The sequence below is a fragment of the Paenibacillus turicensis genome, assembly GCF_017873435.1.
Lineage (GTDB): Bacteria > Bacillota > Bacilli > Paenibacillales > Paenibacillaceae > Fontibacillus > Fontibacillus turicensis.
Genome location: NZ_JAGGKG010000023.1, coordinates 68,759 through 84,073, shown reverse-complemented (window position 1 = coordinate 84,073; position 15,315 = coordinate 68,759). Strand labels below are relative to the sequence as shown.

Here is a 15,315-nt window from a genome sequence, read left to right as displayed (position 1 = left end):
TGTAATCTGCATGCGCATAAAAGAAGAACATCGGAAAGCCGTATGAGGGAAAACCTCACGTACGGTTTGATGAGGAGGGGCTGAAAAAAAAAAAAACTCAGCCCTTTACTCTAGTGAAATTTGGCTGTTGGGCTTTCCCGTGGTTTAACGGACTAAAGGTCTAGCGGTATAAAGAATTAGTCAATATCAGTTTGAATTGAAATAAGGACATTTGAAAGTAACTGAGATCGCCATTTTAGCTATGGAGTAATAAATCGTTTTTTATCATTCTACTTGATTTGCCCAGAAGAACTTTTAAAGGAGGATAAACATGCGAGTCGCATTATATGCAATAAGAAGAGTAGATTCAACGGCTGATCATGCTATGTCATCGTCTAACCATGCTAGCAAAATAATGGATAAGTGGGAGCTGCTTGTTAGTCTAAATATGTGTATGGACATCTTATGGTGGAGTCATTGGGAACAGTGGAATCAAAAAGATCAAAGAGACAAAAGAGATCAAGAACAATATAAAAAAGAGTTAGAACACAAACAACAATATAAACAACTTAAAGAATGGCAAAGGCATCAAGAACACCCAGAAAATCAAGAACAACCTCAGTGTCAAAAACATCAACAACATAAACAGTATCAAGAACAAGATCAGAATTACAGTCATGATCAGAAAAATGACTATAAATTTGCTCCTCCTGCTGCGATGCTTTTGCTGTCTTCCGATTTACCGCTAGGCTGGGCGGTCATGCTACGGGATAACTTTATATATCAATCTCAAATGGATCAATGGACAAGCTCTGCTTGGCTAAAGTATTTAAATGAGCAGTTACAGCCCTTGATGAAGGAGGAGGCTGTAACATTAAAGCAACAGCTTGGTCGTAATAGTAATAGATTTGATACAAGAGAAGCTGGTGATATCAGCAAGAAAACCAATAAAACTAATAAAAGCAAATCTACTTATAGGTCCAACATGCCGGTATGGTTATGGAGCCTGAATCAAGGGCTGACAATACAGGGCAGAGCTATGGTTAGTGAGATTACAGTTTATAAATCAGATGCGCTTGAAAATGGTCCTTCAGACCTCGAAAAGCAGGACGAGTACTTTCCACATTTATTGCTAGAAGATGGGAGCTTAAATGCAGCCGCGGCAGGTTATATTGAGGCTGGTTCTGATCGGTTATCCAATTTACTGGCGGGGCGCTCTTTGTTAGAGCAGGAGCTTTTGGTGCTACTGGAGGGCAGTGATGAACCGAACAAACATCTACCCCAAGAGACATACATACAGAGCCATGTAAAGCATCAGATAAATTCACAGGGAGTAAATTTACATTCTGAGGGGAGCGCCATGTCACTTCGTGGCGCATGGCGCTTGCTGATGCAACACGCCCAACTGCGTGGGCGTGTGGTGCTGACGTCTGCTGTTGCAGTGGCACACAGCAGACAACGGGGAGCCTCCGATTACGCTACTCAGCGTGGACATGATCGTGATCGGAGGCTCCCGCGCTTGCGCCCAGCTGCACTGTTAAAGTGGGCAGCAAGGCGCAAGCTGGTGTACCGCTGCCGACGTTGTGGCAGCGGGGTGCAGGTCCGCACGCCATGCGGCTCGTGCGGATCACTGTGCTGCGCCTATTGCGAGGCGTGCCTGACGCTGGGGCGCAGCAGGGCGTGTGCGCTGCTGGTGCAAGGCAGCGCACACGAATTGGCTGTGCCGATGGTGGCACAGCCCGAGCCTGGTGCTGCACCTAGCACAGCACCTAGCGTAACCTGCCCACATACAGCAAGTGATGTGGGCAGTGCACCTAGCCCCACCGCGTCCGTATTGGACAGGTGGGGCCTGAGTCCAGCGCAAAGCGCAGCCGCAGGCGCGGCGCTGGACTTCCTGCAAGGAGCGCCACACGTTGCACGTGTGGGGCGCTCCCATTGTTTGCGATTCTCGCTTTCCCATTTAGCGAATGCTCCTAAGTCTCTATCACAGCCACGACAATCACAACAGCCCAATCGCTTTTTGCTATGGGCAGTCACAGGAGCAGGTAAAACGGAAATGATTTTCCCGTTACTGGCCTACGTGCTAGAGCGAGGGGGTAGAGCGCTAGTGGCTACACCCCGCCGAGATGTGGTGCTGGAGCTAGCACCAAGGCTTAAGGTCGCCTTTCCAGACGCTCAAATTTCCACCTTATATGGCGGTAGCCCAGAGCGCTTTAAACAAGGGAATTTAGTAATTGCAACGACACATCAGCTTATGCGATTTTCCCATTGCTTTGATCTAGTCGTGATAGACGAGCTAGATGCTTTTCCCTACCATAACGATCCAATGCTTGCCTATGCAGCAGCTCAATGCTGTAAACCAAATGGAAAATACATTTTATTATCTGCGACTCCACCCATTACGCTCCAAAAGGAGGTTCAAAAAGGGGTTTTACCCCATGCGAAAGTACCTGCTAGATTTCATGGACACCCTTTGCCTGTACCTAAGCATATTGGAATGAAAGGAGTTAAGTTCGTTTTGCGTACCAAGCAATTACCCCCTTCACTGATTGCTTCCTTACGCCATTCTGTACAAAGGGGAGCGCAAATCTTTATCTTTGTTGCACGAATTAGGCACATTCCACCACTAATTGCTGTGCTAAAACGATATTTTCCAGCATTAGCGATAGAAGGCACATCTTCAGAGGATGTCGATCGAGCAGAGAAGGTATTACGTTTTCGTGACTGCGACATTCGAATGCTGGTAACAACAACGATTTTGGAGCGTGGCGTAACGGTCAAAAAAAGTGATGTGTATATTTTGGATGCGGATAGTGATCTATTTGATGAAGCTTCCCTTGTGCAAATGGCAGGACGTGCGGGACGCTCCAGTGATGATCCAGCGGGGCTTGTGATTTTTTCATCTTTAGATTGGACAACCTCTCAGCGCAAAGCAATAGCTCAAATTAAGCAGATGAACACCCTTGCAAGAAAACGAGGGTATTTAACCAATTAAAACTGGGGGCGAATCTTATGACTATAAATCCAGCAATAAATCATTTGAAAAATATAAAAGACGGCTTCTACCAGCTATTAGCACCTAAAGGGAGATTTTGCTTACCTTGCGGAAAGAGGATTACGGTTGTTCTGCCTCATTATCCAGAGCTATGTCAGACTTGCTTTGAGAAAATTCATTGGATAAAGGAGCCACGATGTTTAATTTGTGGTCGTCATGTAGGTTGCCCTGATTGCACTAGGAGAGATGACGCTTATAATCAAGCGGATCATCGTCACTTTAAGCTTCATCGTAGTAGTGTTGCCTATAGCGCTGAAATGTCTGAGTGGTTAGGTAGCTACAAATTTCGGGGAGATGAACGTTATGCGTCTTTGCTAGCCAAAATGATTGTACAGGGAGCTAAAACGATGCAGCAACAGCTTACTAGTAAACTATTAACTAATGGACCACTAACTAATGAATTACTAGCAGATGAACCAACTAAAAAAAGTTCAATGTTTTATCAACACGATCTGTGTCGTCAATCCAACCAATTCAATCAAACCAATCAGTGCAACCAGTTGAAACAGACCTCTCAACCTTATAAAATTTTCAAATTGCTTAAAAATAGGGCTTTTAAATGGGATGTAGTCACCTATGTCCCAATTAGCGCAGAGCGGATGAAGGAGCGGGGTTTTAATCAGTCTTTCCCTCTTGCTGATGCAGTAGCTAAGAAGCTTGGTGTACCTCTTTATCCTTTACTAGAAAGAACGATGGACACAGACAAACAAAGTCATAAAAACAGATATCAGCGCCTACAATCGATAGCTTCTTTATATCAACCTGCAGCCCATTCAAGGGAGTATATACAGCAAACACATCATTCTAATACATTCAATAATTCGCATCAAAAAGATCAAAGTTTAAACATTTTGCTCATAGACGATGTATACACGACTGGTAGTACGTTAAATGCCTGTGCACTTGCACTAAAACAACTTGGTCAAGACCTGCAAATCCCAATTGAAGTATATGGTCTCACGTGGGCTAGATCATAGCTTTTAGGCCTATACGATAATTTAGCTATATTCTTTTTTGTACATTCATATTTTGCATACATTGCTACTCGATTTAGACCTTCTCAATATTTAATAAGCATCAAAAAGCATGATATAATTAGTACGAAAGTAGTGATTTTTAAAAATGACAGGACTACTTAATCCAAGCAACGATTTTGTGTTTAAACGTATATTTGGGAGCGAAGAAAACAAGGATGTGCTGTTAGCATTTTTAAACCTTACCTTTACGGAAGCGGGAAGGCCTCCTTTAAAAGAAATTACATTACTTAACCCTTACACCGATAAGGATGCGCCACTCGATAAGCAAGCTATTTTTGATATTTGGGCTCGGACGGAAGCTGGTGAGCACATCAATGTGGAAATGCAACTATTTAACAAGTATGATATTGAAAAGCGTACATTATATTATTGGGGCAAACGCTACTCTGCCCAACTCCAAGAAGGACAGACATACAAAACACTGAAAAAATGTGTCACTATAAATATCTTGAATTACTCTTTTTTGCCTAATGAGCATTACCATAATACGTTTCACCTAAAGGAAGATCTTACAGCGATTCAGCTTATTGATGATATTGAAATTCATTTTATCGAATTACCAAAGCTAGATGGCTTGGCTTTGCCTAAGCATAGTGGACTTATAAACTGGTTATTTTTTCTGAAAGGAACAGATAAAACAAACTGGGAGGTATTACAGATGAACGAACCTACAATTAAAAAGGCGATGAGCACCTTAGAGTTTTTAAGTCAAGATTCCGAAGCGAGAATACGTTACGAGGAGCGGCAGAAATATTTGCATGATGAAGCTTCCGCGATGGAATGGGCGATGGACAACGGGGTGGAGAAAGGACTAAAGAAAGGGCAAGAGCAGGGCGAACACCGAAAGGCTTTAGAAATTGCAAAGAATTTGCTTAAGGAAGGGCTTGCAATCGACCTGATTTCTAAAGCAACAGGGTTAAGCGAGAAGGAAATTATGTCTTTGAAGTAAGGCTCACAGTACGTTTCACCTGGGAGGTATTGCAGATGAACGAACCTACAATTAAAAAGGCGATGACCACCTTAGAATTTCTAAGCCAAGATTCCGAAGCGAGAATACGTTACGAGGAGCGTCAGAAGTATTTGCATGATGAAGCCTCCGCAATGGAATGGGCGATGGACAACGGGTTAGAGAAGGGATTAAAGAAAGGACTAAAGAAGGGGCAAGAGCAGGGCGAACGCCAAAAGGCTTTAGATATTGCAAAAAATATGCTTAAGGAAGGTCTTGCAATAGAACTGATCTCCAAAGTAACGGGGTTAAGCGAAAAGGATATTTTATCTTTAAAATAAGGATTTATTGGTCTAGTGTTAAATTAAAAACCTAAGCTTTAACACAACCAGTTTGTACCGAACTTTTTACGTTTTAATATGCTTTTTACAAAAAATGATAAAATCTATGGACGAACACTGTGAATATAAGGTAATCTAGCATCAATACTATGTTTTTTTGAAGGGAAGAGTCGGAAATGGAGATGAATGTCGGCAACTGCCCACGTTGCGGGAGATTATTTGCGAAAAGCTTTAGAGAAGTGTGTCAGGCATGTATAAAGGAAATTGAGATGGAATATGATAAATGCTTGCAATATCTCCGCGAAGAAAAAACAGCAACCATTCAAGAAGTATCTGAAGCTACAGATGTATCCATTAAACAAATTACTAAATTTATAAAAGAAGGCCGTATTTCTGTTGCAAACAATCCCAACATGACCTACCCTTGTGAGGTATGTGGGATTTTAATACGTGAAGGAAATATGTGCGATTCCTGTAGACAACGCCTAACACGGGACCTTAGATCAGCACAAGAGGAAGTCAACCAAGCACAGGATCAGAAAAATGTTGGACCTAGGGCTTATGGTGCGCTTGACAAGTTTCGTAGTAATTAGTGCTTATTCACGACAAAAAATAGCATAATATTCTTCATAAACCAAACATTCGCTATTCATAATGTTTTAAAATCCGCCGATAAACTTATTAAAGATTATCGGCTTTTTTATTTTAGTTGCCATTTACACCCTTAAGACATGTTAGGGGATACTTGCTTAACTTACATTTACATGAGGTAATAAAAAGCAAATAAAACGGAACGTGATAACAAGAACAACTTAAAAATGAGCTTACGATACTGTCATGGATAACATGAATAGCGTGAATAAAAATGAATTAAAGATGAATGAGATTCATGAATTATTTTTTTGAAAGAAGGGTGGAGCGTATGAAAATTAATGAGACTGGACGAATTGGAGCAATGAACAGCTACCAACGTCAAATCGATTCACAACGTCAGGAAGTAAATAACAAAGCAAAACGCAAAGATGAAGTGTCCATTTCAGCAGAAGCAAAGGAATTACTACGAGCAGGTGAGGAAATGCAAATGAATGGTTCAGAACGGGCACAACGGATTGCAGAACTAAAGGAGCAAGTCTCCACAGGTACTTATCGCGTTGAAACAGGCAAGCTTGTTGAGAAGCTTATTCCGTATTTTAAGTCCTTTGATCGGGAGTAGGGGGCAGCGATGACAGTAGACCGCCTTATACACACACTGCAGCAGCTAGATGATCATCATCGTGAAATGATCGACATTGCCAACGAGAAAAAGCAGGCTATCATCAAGGATGACGTAAATGGACTCATTCAAATTATGAATCAAGAGTCTCGTGTTTTAAAGAAGATTGAGTTATCCGAGGCTGAGCGCATTGAGTCTTGTAATCAGTTGTTAAGAGATCGTGGGATAAAATCTCAGCTTAATTTAACGATCACCGAGCTTACTAGACTGGTGTTTGACCCAGAGGAAAAGCAAAAGCTACAACAAGCACAGCTACAGCTATCCACGACACTTGCCGAGGTGAAGCAAATCAACGACTTAAACCAGCAATTGATTCAGCAGTCGCTAAGCTTTTTGGAATTTTCATTGGAGCTTTTTGGTGGAAGACAAGATCAAGAGGTGACATACCATCATCCCGCAGATAAATTTGGTGGGGTGCAGCGGCCAGGGTTATTTGATACTAGAGGATAGCAAATTTTACAGATTGATAAATTAATTTTCACACTTTATAGACTGAATTTGGTTAGGGGGAAAATGACAGGTGGCATCTACATTTCATTCGATTGAAACAGCAAAACGCAGCTTGTTCACACAGACGGCAGCTTTAAATACTACAGGTCACAACGTGGCAAACGCCAACACAGCAGGTTATTCCAGACAAGTCGTTAACATGAAGGCATCCATCCCAATGGAAGCTTATGGTATGCTTCGTTCCACAGCACCTGGGCAATTAGGGACAGGGGTAGAATTTGATTCCATCATGCGAATTCGTAACGTATTCCTAGACGCACAATTTCGTGGTGAAAATAGCGGAAACGGAAGCTGGACCGTTCAATCTGAAACTTTATCAAAAATAGAAGGCATTATGAATGAGCCCTCCGACACAGGGATTCGTCAAGTGTTAGATAAGTTTTGGAAATCATGGTCTGATCTCAGTAAAGACCCTGAAAATGCAACGGCTCGTAAAATCGTGCTAGAAACTGGCGCAGCGATGACCGATGCGATTAATTATATGGATCGCCAGCTTAACAATTTGACAGCAGATTTAACAACTAGCATTGGCATGAAGGAAACCGAAGTCATTAGCTATTTGAACTCTATTGCTGATTTAAATCAATCCATTTCACGCCTAGAAGGACTTGGCGACGATGCCAACGATCTTCGAGACCAACGTGATTTAATTACAGATAAATTATCTAAAATCATTAATATTACCGTCACGGATGGAGATACAGGCTACAACATCATGATGGGTGGCACATCCCTTTTACAAGGAACTGCTGTTCAGGTACAACCTTCTCCAGCGGGGAACCTAGATGCGTCATTTTTAATTCAAGGCTTTGCATCTAATAACCTTCAAGGTGGAGAAGCCTTTGGACTCATCCTCTCTCGTGACAGCTATGTTGTAGATACTAAAAAGCAACTAAACGATTTAACCAACACCATTATGAACGGTACAATTAAGGATGTGTCTATTCCAGCAGGCTCTATGTTGCCTGAAGGTACAGTGGTTAACAAAGATACTACGGTTACCGTTAACGGTGTAGATCAACTTGTCACAGCAGGTAATCCATTACCAGCAAATAGTACGTTAAAGGAAGCTACAACAATTGATGTAAATGGCTTTAATGGCTTGCATCAGCTTGGCTTTACACTAAATGGAACCACGGATCGTGGTCTACCGTTTTTTGTTGGAACTAGCGCAGGGACAATTGCAATTAACCCATTAATCGCAAATGATTCTAACCTATTAGCTACCTCTTTGCGGACAGAAGCCACAGGTACAGGACAAGCGGTTATTAAAGGGAATAACACATTAGCGTTGCTATTATCTAGCCTTAACGAAACCAAGTTCACAGCTGGAGATGGCACACAATCCACAGTGAACTCCCAATATGCAGCAATGGTTGGTCAGCTTGGGGTTAAAGCAGAAGAAGCAAAACGTCAGGCAGAAAACTCCGATGTGTTAGTGACACAAGTAGAAGCACAACGTCAATCTGTCAGCGGTGTATCTTTGGATGAAGAGTTATCCAACATGATGAAATTCCAGCATGCTTATGCCTCTGCGGCACGTTTTATGACCACATATGATCAGCTTTTAGACAAACTCATTAACTCTACAGGTGTAGTAGGTAGATAAGGAGCTATAAATTATGATACGAGTCACTTCAAATATGCTAAACAACCAAATGCTGCTTAACTTGAACCGTAACGGTGTCAACTTAAACAACCTGCAAACTCAGCTCACCACAGGACGCAAAATCAACAAACCTTCCGATGATCCAGTGGGCATCACCTATTCGATGCGTTATCGGGCGGAGTTGTCGTCCAATGATCAGTATCAGAAAAATGTAGATAGTGCGCAGTCTTGGTTGGAATATACAGATACAGCGATAGGTCAGGTAGGAGATATTTTGCATCGTGTAAAGGAACTGACGGTTCAGGCGTCTAACTCTACCAATCCTAAATCTGCATTGGATAGTATTAATACAGAAATTAAGCAATTAAAAGAACAGTTAATTGATATTGGCAACAGTAAGATTAACGGTAAGTATATTTTTAATGGTCAAACCTATGATAAAAAGCCTTATGATTTCCCTAAATTGGCAGACAATCAATCAGATACGTCTACAGCAGGAGATTTAACTACAGATACAGGCGAAATCAATTATATTATTGGCGACAATATTCAATTATCCGTGAACGTTACTGGAAGCGATATTTTTGGTAATCCATCTGAAAAGGATGGAGATCACATCTTTACAATGTTAGATCGTTTAAGTACTGCTCTTGAAGCTAGTGACTTTGACACCATTTCAGATCAGCTTGACCTTGTAAATACAAGACTAGATAAGGTATTAACTGCTAGATCTCAGGTTGGTGCTAAAACAAATCGAGTTGACCTTATGCAGGGACGCTTAAGTGACTTAGAAATTAACCTTAATAATATGCAAGGTAGTGTTGAGGATGCGGATTATGAAAAGGTTTTGCTGAATTCTAAAATTCAGGAAAGTATTTATAACGCTTCTTTATCTACCGGAGCGAAAATAATATCTAACTCTTTAGCTGATTTCTTGCGGTAGGTGGTGAGGAAAAATGATTCCACAGCTTCAAATTCGGCAACAACCTTCATTGTTATCCATTGAGTCAACAAAAGCATCCCTTACAATGCAGCAGCAACGTCCAGATTTTAATATTGAAACGAAACAAGCTGATTTGCAAATTGAACAGCCTGAGCCCACAATGGAGATTGACCAACACGATGCTTGGCGAGCATATAAGGGGGGACACCCACTTGAGATGAATCAGCAAATATATTCTAATTTGCAGGGTTTATTTCTCCAAGCGTTAGCTAAAAAGGTCGAACAGGGTAACCAGTTAGCGGAGTTTCATAAACCTGGCAATACAATTGCAGAGGTGTATGGAGGGGATTGGAAGCGAGATCCTTTTGTAGAGTTCAGGGGTCCTGCGTCCTATGACAACGTACGTATACACGTGCAACGTAACAATCCTATTATTCAAGCACAAGCAAATGCACCGCAAATATCGGCTAGAGCCTATCAGCCTGATGTTCAATTTCAGCCGGGTAATCTGAATATTCAGGTTAAACAATACGCTTCGGTGGAAATTATTCCACCAAATTTGGATATAGTAATGTAAAAAAATAATGATAAAATGTCATGTAATCATGTAAGGATAGCTGTAGCGGAGGTGTTTGGAAAGTCCGACTATGGCTATTTTTGTTACTAGAGCATTGCTATAACTTTTATATAAACTATGACTTTTAATATAAATGATGTAGGTATATAGTCTAGATAATTAGGGAGTTACAATATTTCAAAAGTAAGTTAAGAGTTGAGAGTTAAAAAGATATGGAGTTGGTTATTATGGAAATTACAACAGCACAATTCGGTAAAATAGAAATTACAGAGGCTCAAATCTATCACTTTCCAAAAGGTATTCCTGGATTTGAAGACCATAACCAGTTTGCCATTATTGATATGGAAGGCACACCATTTTCTTACCTACAGTCTTTAGTAGAACCTGAAATATCCCTGCTTATCACTGACCCATTTGAGTTTTACAAAAACTATGAATTTGAATTGCCTACCCCTGTCGTCGAGGAGCTTAAACTAGATAATGCAGTTCAGATCAGAAATGTAGTAACACTACAAGAGCAAGTTCAGCAATCTACTTTAAATCTATTAGCTCCACTTATTTTTAATACAGAAAGCCGTACAGCAAGACAAGTTATTTTGCACGATACTGCATACACGTCACGTCATTTGCTATGGGCGAACCACTCGCCTGAGAAGGGGGCGTAATCCTATGCTTGTTTTATCTCGTAGAAAAGGCGAATCCATCGTTATCCAAGACAACATTGAAATAACAGTCCTTGGTATCGAGGGGGATAACGTAAGAATTGGCATCACAGCCCCAAGACAGGTTGACGTATTTCGCAAAGAAATCTACTTATCTATTCAGGAGCTAAACAGACAATCCGTTACACATGGACAAGTGGATATTACGAAGTTGCTAGAGGAATATAATCAATCTTCGGAGTCTGACTCGTAAAATAGGCACTAAAAAATTCTTGGGATGAAGTACGAAGTGAAGTAACACTAGAGATGAAGAGTAACTTAGCGGAGAGGCAGAGGGATTGTGGAGAAACGAAGTGTCCGCCTTTAAAAAATGATTCCTACATTTGAGAACTAATATCTAAGGAATCAGTTTTTAACAGCGGTCGGAACAACCCTCTGAATTGTAGCCCCTCAAATGTCCGAAAATTTTTTTAGAAAAATAGTCCATTTGCTCTAAAGTTCCTAATTCAAACTGTCGATATATGTATAAGACGCTATTTCGGAAGGGCGGCCGACCTTAACGAAAGCAAGCGGACCACAAGGATGTGGAATAAATTTATTTCAGGGAGGAAATTTACTCATGATTATTAACCACAATATTGCTGCATTAAATACTCACCGTCAATTGGGCGCTAACACTGGTGCTTCTTCCAAAAACTTAGAAAAATTGTCTTCTGGTCTTCGTATCAACCGTGCTGGTGACGATGCTGCTGGCTTGGCAATTTCCGAAAAAATGCGTGGACAAATCCGCGGTTTGGATATGGCTCAAAAGAATGCTCAAGATGGTATTTCTTTGATTCAAACAGCTGAAGGTGCATTAACAGAAACTCACAGCATTCTTCAACGTATGCGTGAATTGGCTGTTCAAGCTTCTTCCGACACTAACGAAGGCGTTGACCGCTTGAAACTTCAATCTGAAGTTGATGAATTGTCTAAAGAAATCAAACGTATTTCTACTGATACTGAGTTCAATAACCAAAAAGTATTGAACGGAGATTTCGAAGATAAAACTTTCCACATTGGTGCTAACTCTGGTCAAAGTATTAAATTGACTATTGGAGATATGAGCAATAAACAGTTGGGCGTTAATGGTTATACAGGTGCAACTACTGCTGGGGACTTTGTAATTAACAATAGAGATAATACTGAGTTCACTGTAGCTATAACATCTAATGCTGCAACTTCTAATGATGCAGTAGATAGAACTAAAGCAGTTATTGGTACTGACGGAAATATTACTGTTACTCTTGCACAAAAAGCAGGTACTTCAACAGCAGCAGGGGCTATTACTGCAACAAAAGATGATGTGCTCAATGCTTTAAAGGCTGCTGGTCTAGATGTTAAATTTAATACTAGTGTAGATGGTTCAACAACAGCAGCAGCTGTAGCAGCAGAAACTGTAGCAGCAGGGGTTGAAACTGATCAAGTTGGTGTGAACATCTCATCTCAAACTGCGGCTGACAAAGCAATCACTACAATTAATAATGCTTTGAATAAAGTATCTGAAGAACGCTCTAAATTGGGTGCGAACCAAAACCGTTTGGAGCACACTATTAACAACCTGGGTGCTACTTCTGAAAACTTGAGTGCAGCTGAATCTCGTGTTCGTGACGTAGATATGGCTAAAGAAATGATGTCCTTCACGAAGAACAACATTCTTACACAAGCAGCTCAAGCTATGTTGGCACAAGCTAACCAACAACCACAAGGCGTATTGCAATTGCTTCGTTAAGATTAGCTTCTATTTATAGAAAAAGAGATTCCAAAGTGTTGGAGTCTCTTTTTTATATTTTACTTTACTGTAATTCTCAATATTTATATATAATGCAACTATACATGAATGTAAATACATATTTGGTTTTATAAAAATATATTATATTAGTAAAAAATAAAAATAAAATTTTATTATTAAAAGCTAATATAGGTTGATGCACTTACCGACATATACATTAATAAGATATTAGAGAATGAGAGTGAGCCTATTGACTACAATATCACTTTGTATGATTGTGAAAAATGAGGAAGATGTATTGGAACGTTGTTTATCAAGCGTAAAAGATAAAGTGAATGAGATTATTATTATTGATACTGGCTCTATAGATGATACAGTTGAAATTGCTAGAAAATTTACCGATAAAATATTTGATTTTAAGTGGATAGATGATTTTTCAGCTGCCCGTAATGAATCTATAAAATACGCCACATCAGATTATATTTTGGTAATGGATGCGGATGAGTACTTAGATAATGAGGCTGATTTAAATACTGATTTAATACAAGATTGCGATTACTACTATAGTAATGTGAAAAATCTATTATCAGGAGAACAAGCATTTACACACTCAACAGTTCGTATCTTTAGAAATAATTTTAACTTTAAATATGAGAATCGACTTCATGAGCATATCAGCTTAGATAATGGAGAAATTGATTATAAAGTTGGAAAATCTAAGTGCATTATCTATCATACAGGTTATTCTCAAAAAAGAATGAATGAGAAAGATAAACATAATCGAAACTTAAAGTTAATGTTAAAAGAAGTGAAGGAAAACCCTACTGCATTTAATTTATTTAATATGGGGAAGACCTATTTATTAGTGTCTGATTATGCTAATGCAGCTGAGTATTTACAACGAGCATATCCTTTAAGTTTAAACAGAGTCTATTTTCCAGAGCTATTGATGAGACTAGCTCAATCTCTTTTTGAAATTGGCAATCAAAATGAGGCGATTTCCGTGTTGAAGGGTGGAACAGTATTGTTCCCTGAAGAAACTGAAATGAGATTTACTCAGGGATTACTTTATAAAAGGGTATTTAATTATAAAGATTCAGAACTTTGTTTTCTTAAATGTTTAGAACTGGGTGACAAAGGGACAACAGTAACTGAAGGAAGTGGAGGTTATTTAAGTCATTTACAATTAATAGACATATACCTTGAATTAGGGGAATTTAATAAAGCCTATTCTAACGCTTTAAAAGCCTTAAAAGAAAAATTCATTGTGTCGGTAGCAAAGTATCTCCAAATTAGTAAGCAGCTTAGTATCCCATTAGAAGAAGTGAAGGTATCTATTAATAAGTTATACAAAATTGAGAATGTTAATGATTTGCAGTTTTTAATTGAAATCTTATACCGAGTTCGTTCTCCTTTATTTAATGATTATCTTGAGAAATATAATGTAGAACCACAAATGCATGTAATGTTTGTTGCTAAACTATACAGTAACAACTATGAAGAAGCATTTGAACTTTTAAACAATATGGATGATATCAATTCTGAAATTGCTATGGATGTACTAATTTTTGCATATATGCTTAAAGATAATTCTTTACTAAATAAAATCCAATTTCATTTGAACTTGGGCAAATCAGAAATGAAATTAATCAAGCAATTATTAAATAGAGAAAGTCTATCCGGACATATGAATACAAATATTGAGAATATCATTTTCTATTTACTAAAAGAATTAATTGTACTTAAAGAGTTTGAGGTGTTCCAATCTTTATGTGAACAATTAATTAGTTATGATAATAAATATCAAATTAAACTTAGTGAATTGCTAATTCAATATAGATTTGATGAACTAGCAATTGATATGTTAAATCAAACTTTTAAAACTGAAACGAATAACACAACTGTATTGCGCTTATTAGGAGATTTGTGCCTTCGTAATAGATATATGGAAGATGCTGAATTCTTCTATTTAAATTTAATCAAACTTGATTGTAGTTATAGTTCATACGAAAGAGTATATAAACTATATGAATCGTTAAATGATACTGATAATGCTCTTAAGATCAAGCGAGAGATAGCAACTAAGTTTCCTCTTGTTAGTTGGGCTGAAGAAAGCATATCTTAAATTATAATTTAATAATAGCTGTAGGATGATTTGTTTCTTACTTCCCCTAAACCAAATCATCCCATCATCCGATATAACAAATAGTAGGATCATTTGAGGGAAGGTGTAATGATGAATCTGCAAATTTCATTTTCAGGAACTCAAGGTGCGAGTTCAAGCAGTTATCCCCCACAACCTAAGATGGACACACAAGAAGTATTACCTATTAGAAATGGACGTGAGTTACACAACGCAGAGCTTCAAGGGCGGTTAGTTTCGCTAGGTGAAGAGGAATTAATCCGTTCCATAGATAAAGCAGTGAAAGCTTTGCAAGGTCCAGAGACCACAGTTGAAATCAGTGTGCATGACAAAACAAATGCGATCATGATTAAAGTATTAAATAAGGATACAGGTGAGTTACTTCGTGAAATCCCACCTGAGAAGACTTTGGAAATTGTAGCGAAGATGATGGAATTTGCAGGTCTCATCATTGATGAACGTTTATAAG

The 15,315-nt window shown here is 39.1% G+C and carries 15 protein-coding genes; all 15 read left to right on the top strand.

From position 1 onward, the window contains the following. Positions 1 to 310 precede the first annotated feature (310 nt). The 15 genes from J2Z32_RS19270 to J2Z32_RS19200 all read left to right on the top strand — a co-directional run bounded on the left by J2Z32_RS19270 (position 311) and on the right by J2Z32_RS19200 (position 15,314). Positions 311 to 2,974, top strand: coding sequence for an ATP-dependent helicase ComFA (locus tag J2Z32_RS19270; protein WP_245251620.1), 2,664 nt, complete (start codon positions 311 to 313; stop codon positions 2,972 to 2,974). Positions 2,975 to 2,991: 17 nt separating this feature from the next. Beyond that, positions 2,992 to 4,011, top strand: a complete 1,020-nt coding sequence (locus J2Z32_RS19265; RefSeq protein ID WP_210090820.1) for a ComFC family protein — start codon at positions 2,992 to 2,994, stop codon at positions 4,009 to 4,011. Positions 4,012 to 4,156: 145 nt separating this feature from the next. Next, positions 4,157 to 5,020 carry an Rpn family recombination-promoting nuclease/putative transposase gene (locus tag J2Z32_RS19260; protein WP_210090819.1) on the top strand — a complete coding sequence of 288 codons (864 nt, stop codon included), beginning with the start codon at positions 4,157 to 4,159 and terminating at the stop codon, positions 5,018 to 5,020. Between the two features lie 35 nt (positions 5,021 to 5,055). Continuing rightward, on the top strand, positions 5,056 to 5,358 hold the full coding sequence (locus tag J2Z32_RS19255; RefSeq protein WP_210090818.1) for an Rpn family recombination-promoting nuclease/putative transposase: 303 nt from the start codon (positions 5,056 to 5,058) through the stop codon (positions 5,356 to 5,358). Positions 5,359 to 5,540: 182 nt separating this feature from the next. Beyond that, the gene (locus J2Z32_RS19250; RefSeq protein WP_210090827.1) at positions 5,541 to 5,951 is read left to right on the top strand and encodes a TIGR03826 family flagellar region protein; all 411 of its coding nucleotides are present in this window, start codon (positions 5,541 to 5,543) and stop codon (positions 5,949 to 5,951) included. 329 nt (positions 5,952 to 6,280) lie between these two features. Further along, a complete protein-coding gene (flgM, locus tag J2Z32_RS19245; protein WP_210090817.1) occupies positions 6,281 to 6,571 on the top strand; it encodes a flagellar biosynthesis anti-sigma factor FlgM in 291 nt (96 codons plus the stop codon). A gap of 9 nt (positions 6,572 to 6,580) precedes the next feature. Then, positions 6,581 to 7,081, top strand: coding sequence for a flagellar protein FlgN (locus J2Z32_RS19240; protein ID WP_210090816.1), 501 nt, complete (start codon positions 6,581 to 6,583; stop codon positions 7,079 to 7,081). A 70-nt stretch (positions 7,082 to 7,151) separates the two neighbouring features. Further along, positions 7,152 to 8,750 (top strand): flagellar hook-associated protein FlgK, encoded by a 1,599-nt coding sequence (flgK, locus tag J2Z32_RS19235; protein ID WP_210090815.1) that lies wholly within the window; start codon positions 7,152 to 7,154, stop codon positions 8,748 to 8,750. Between the two features lie 13 nt (positions 8,751 to 8,763). Continuing rightward, positions 8,764 to 9,693 (top strand): flagellar hook-associated protein FlgL, encoded by a 930-nt coding sequence (flgL, locus tag J2Z32_RS19230; protein WP_210090814.1) that lies wholly within the window; start codon positions 8,764 to 8,766, stop codon positions 9,691 to 9,693. 13 nt (positions 9,694 to 9,706) lie between these two features. Continuing rightward, positions 9,707 to 10,270 carry a DUF6470 family protein gene (locus tag J2Z32_RS19225; RefSeq protein ID WP_210090813.1) on the top strand — a complete coding sequence of 188 codons (564 nt, stop codon included), beginning with the start codon at positions 9,707 to 9,709 and terminating at the stop codon, positions 10,268 to 10,270. A 227-nt stretch (positions 10,271 to 10,497) separates the two neighbouring features. Then, complete coding sequence (gene fliW, locus J2Z32_RS19220) at positions 10,498 to 10,935, top strand: flagellar assembly protein FliW (RefSeq protein ID WP_210090812.1); 438 nt, start codon at positions 10,498 to 10,500, stop codon at positions 10,933 to 10,935. A 4-nt stretch (positions 10,936 to 10,939) separates the two neighbouring features. After that, positions 10,940 to 11,185 (top strand): carbon storage regulator CsrA, encoded by a 246-nt coding sequence (gene csrA, locus J2Z32_RS19215; RefSeq protein WP_210090811.1) that lies wholly within the window; start codon positions 10,940 to 10,942, stop codon positions 11,183 to 11,185. 366 nt (positions 11,186 to 11,551) lie between these two features. Next, on the top strand, positions 11,552 to 12,703 hold the full coding sequence (locus tag J2Z32_RS19210) for a flagellin N-terminal helical domain-containing protein (RefSeq protein WP_210090810.1): 1,152 nt from the start codon (positions 11,552 to 11,554) through the stop codon (positions 12,701 to 12,703). A gap of 271 nt (positions 12,704 to 12,974) precedes the next feature. Next, positions 12,975 to 14,828 carry a glycosyltransferase family 2 protein gene (locus J2Z32_RS19205; protein WP_210090809.1) on the top strand — a complete coding sequence of 618 codons (1,854 nt, stop codon included), beginning with the start codon at positions 12,975 to 12,977 and terminating at the stop codon, positions 14,826 to 14,828. Positions 14,829 to 14,939: 111 nt separating this feature from the next. Beyond that, positions 14,940 to 15,314 carry a flagellar protein FlaG gene (locus tag J2Z32_RS19200; RefSeq protein WP_210090808.1) on the top strand — a complete coding sequence of 125 codons (375 nt, stop codon included), beginning with the start codon at positions 14,940 to 14,942 and terminating at the stop codon, positions 15,312 to 15,314. Position 15,315 lies beyond the last annotated feature (1 nt).

Bases quoted from the DNA above. Each gene is read 5' to 3' on its own strand.
- J2Z32_RS19200 (WP_210090808.1), top strand. From the start codon at position 14,940: ATGAATCTGCAAATTTCATTTTCAGGAACTCAAGGTGCGAGTTCAAGC.
- J2Z32_RS19260 (WP_210090819.1), top strand. From the start codon at position 4,157: ATGACAGGACTACTTAATCCAAGCAACGATTTTGTGTTTAAACGTATA.
- fliW (WP_210090812.1), top strand. From the start codon at position 10,498: ATGGAAATTACAACAGCACAATTCGGTAAAATAGAAATTACAGAGGCT.
- flgL (WP_210090814.1), top strand. From the start codon at position 8,764: ATGATACGAGTCACTTCAAATATGCTAAACAACCAAATGCTGCTTAAC.
- csrA (WP_210090811.1), top strand. From the start codon at position 10,940: ATGCTTGTTTTATCTCGTAGAAAAGGCGAATCCATCGTTATCCAAGAC.
- J2Z32_RS19210 (WP_210090810.1), top strand. From the start codon at position 11,552: ATGATTATTAACCACAATATTGCTGCATTAAATACTCACCGTCAATTG.
- J2Z32_RS19265 (WP_210090820.1), top strand. From the start codon at position 2,992: ATGACTATAAATCCAGCAATAAATCATTTGAAAAATATAAAAGACGGC.
- J2Z32_RS19240 (WP_210090816.1), top strand. From the start codon at position 6,581: ATGACAGTAGACCGCCTTATACACACACTGCAGCAGCTAGATGATCAT.
- J2Z32_RS19255 (WP_210090818.1), top strand. From the start codon at position 5,056: ATGAACGAACCTACAATTAAAAAGGCGATGACCACCTTAGAATTTCTA.
- J2Z32_RS19270 (WP_245251620.1), top strand. From the start codon at position 311: ATGCGAGTCGCATTATATGCAATAAGAAGAGTAGATTCAACGGCTGAT.
- J2Z32_RS19225 (WP_210090813.1), top strand. From the start codon at position 9,707: ATGATTCCACAGCTTCAAATTCGGCAACAACCTTCATTGTTATCCATT.
- flgM (WP_210090817.1), top strand. From the start codon at position 6,281: ATGAAAATTAATGAGACTGGACGAATTGGAGCAATGAACAGCTACCAA.
- J2Z32_RS19205 (WP_210090809.1), top strand. From the start codon at position 12,975: ATGATTGTGAAAAATGAGGAAGATGTATTGGAACGTTGTTTATCAAGC.
- J2Z32_RS19250 (WP_210090827.1), top strand. From the start codon at position 5,541: ATGAATGTCGGCAACTGCCCACGTTGCGGGAGATTATTTGCGAAAAGC.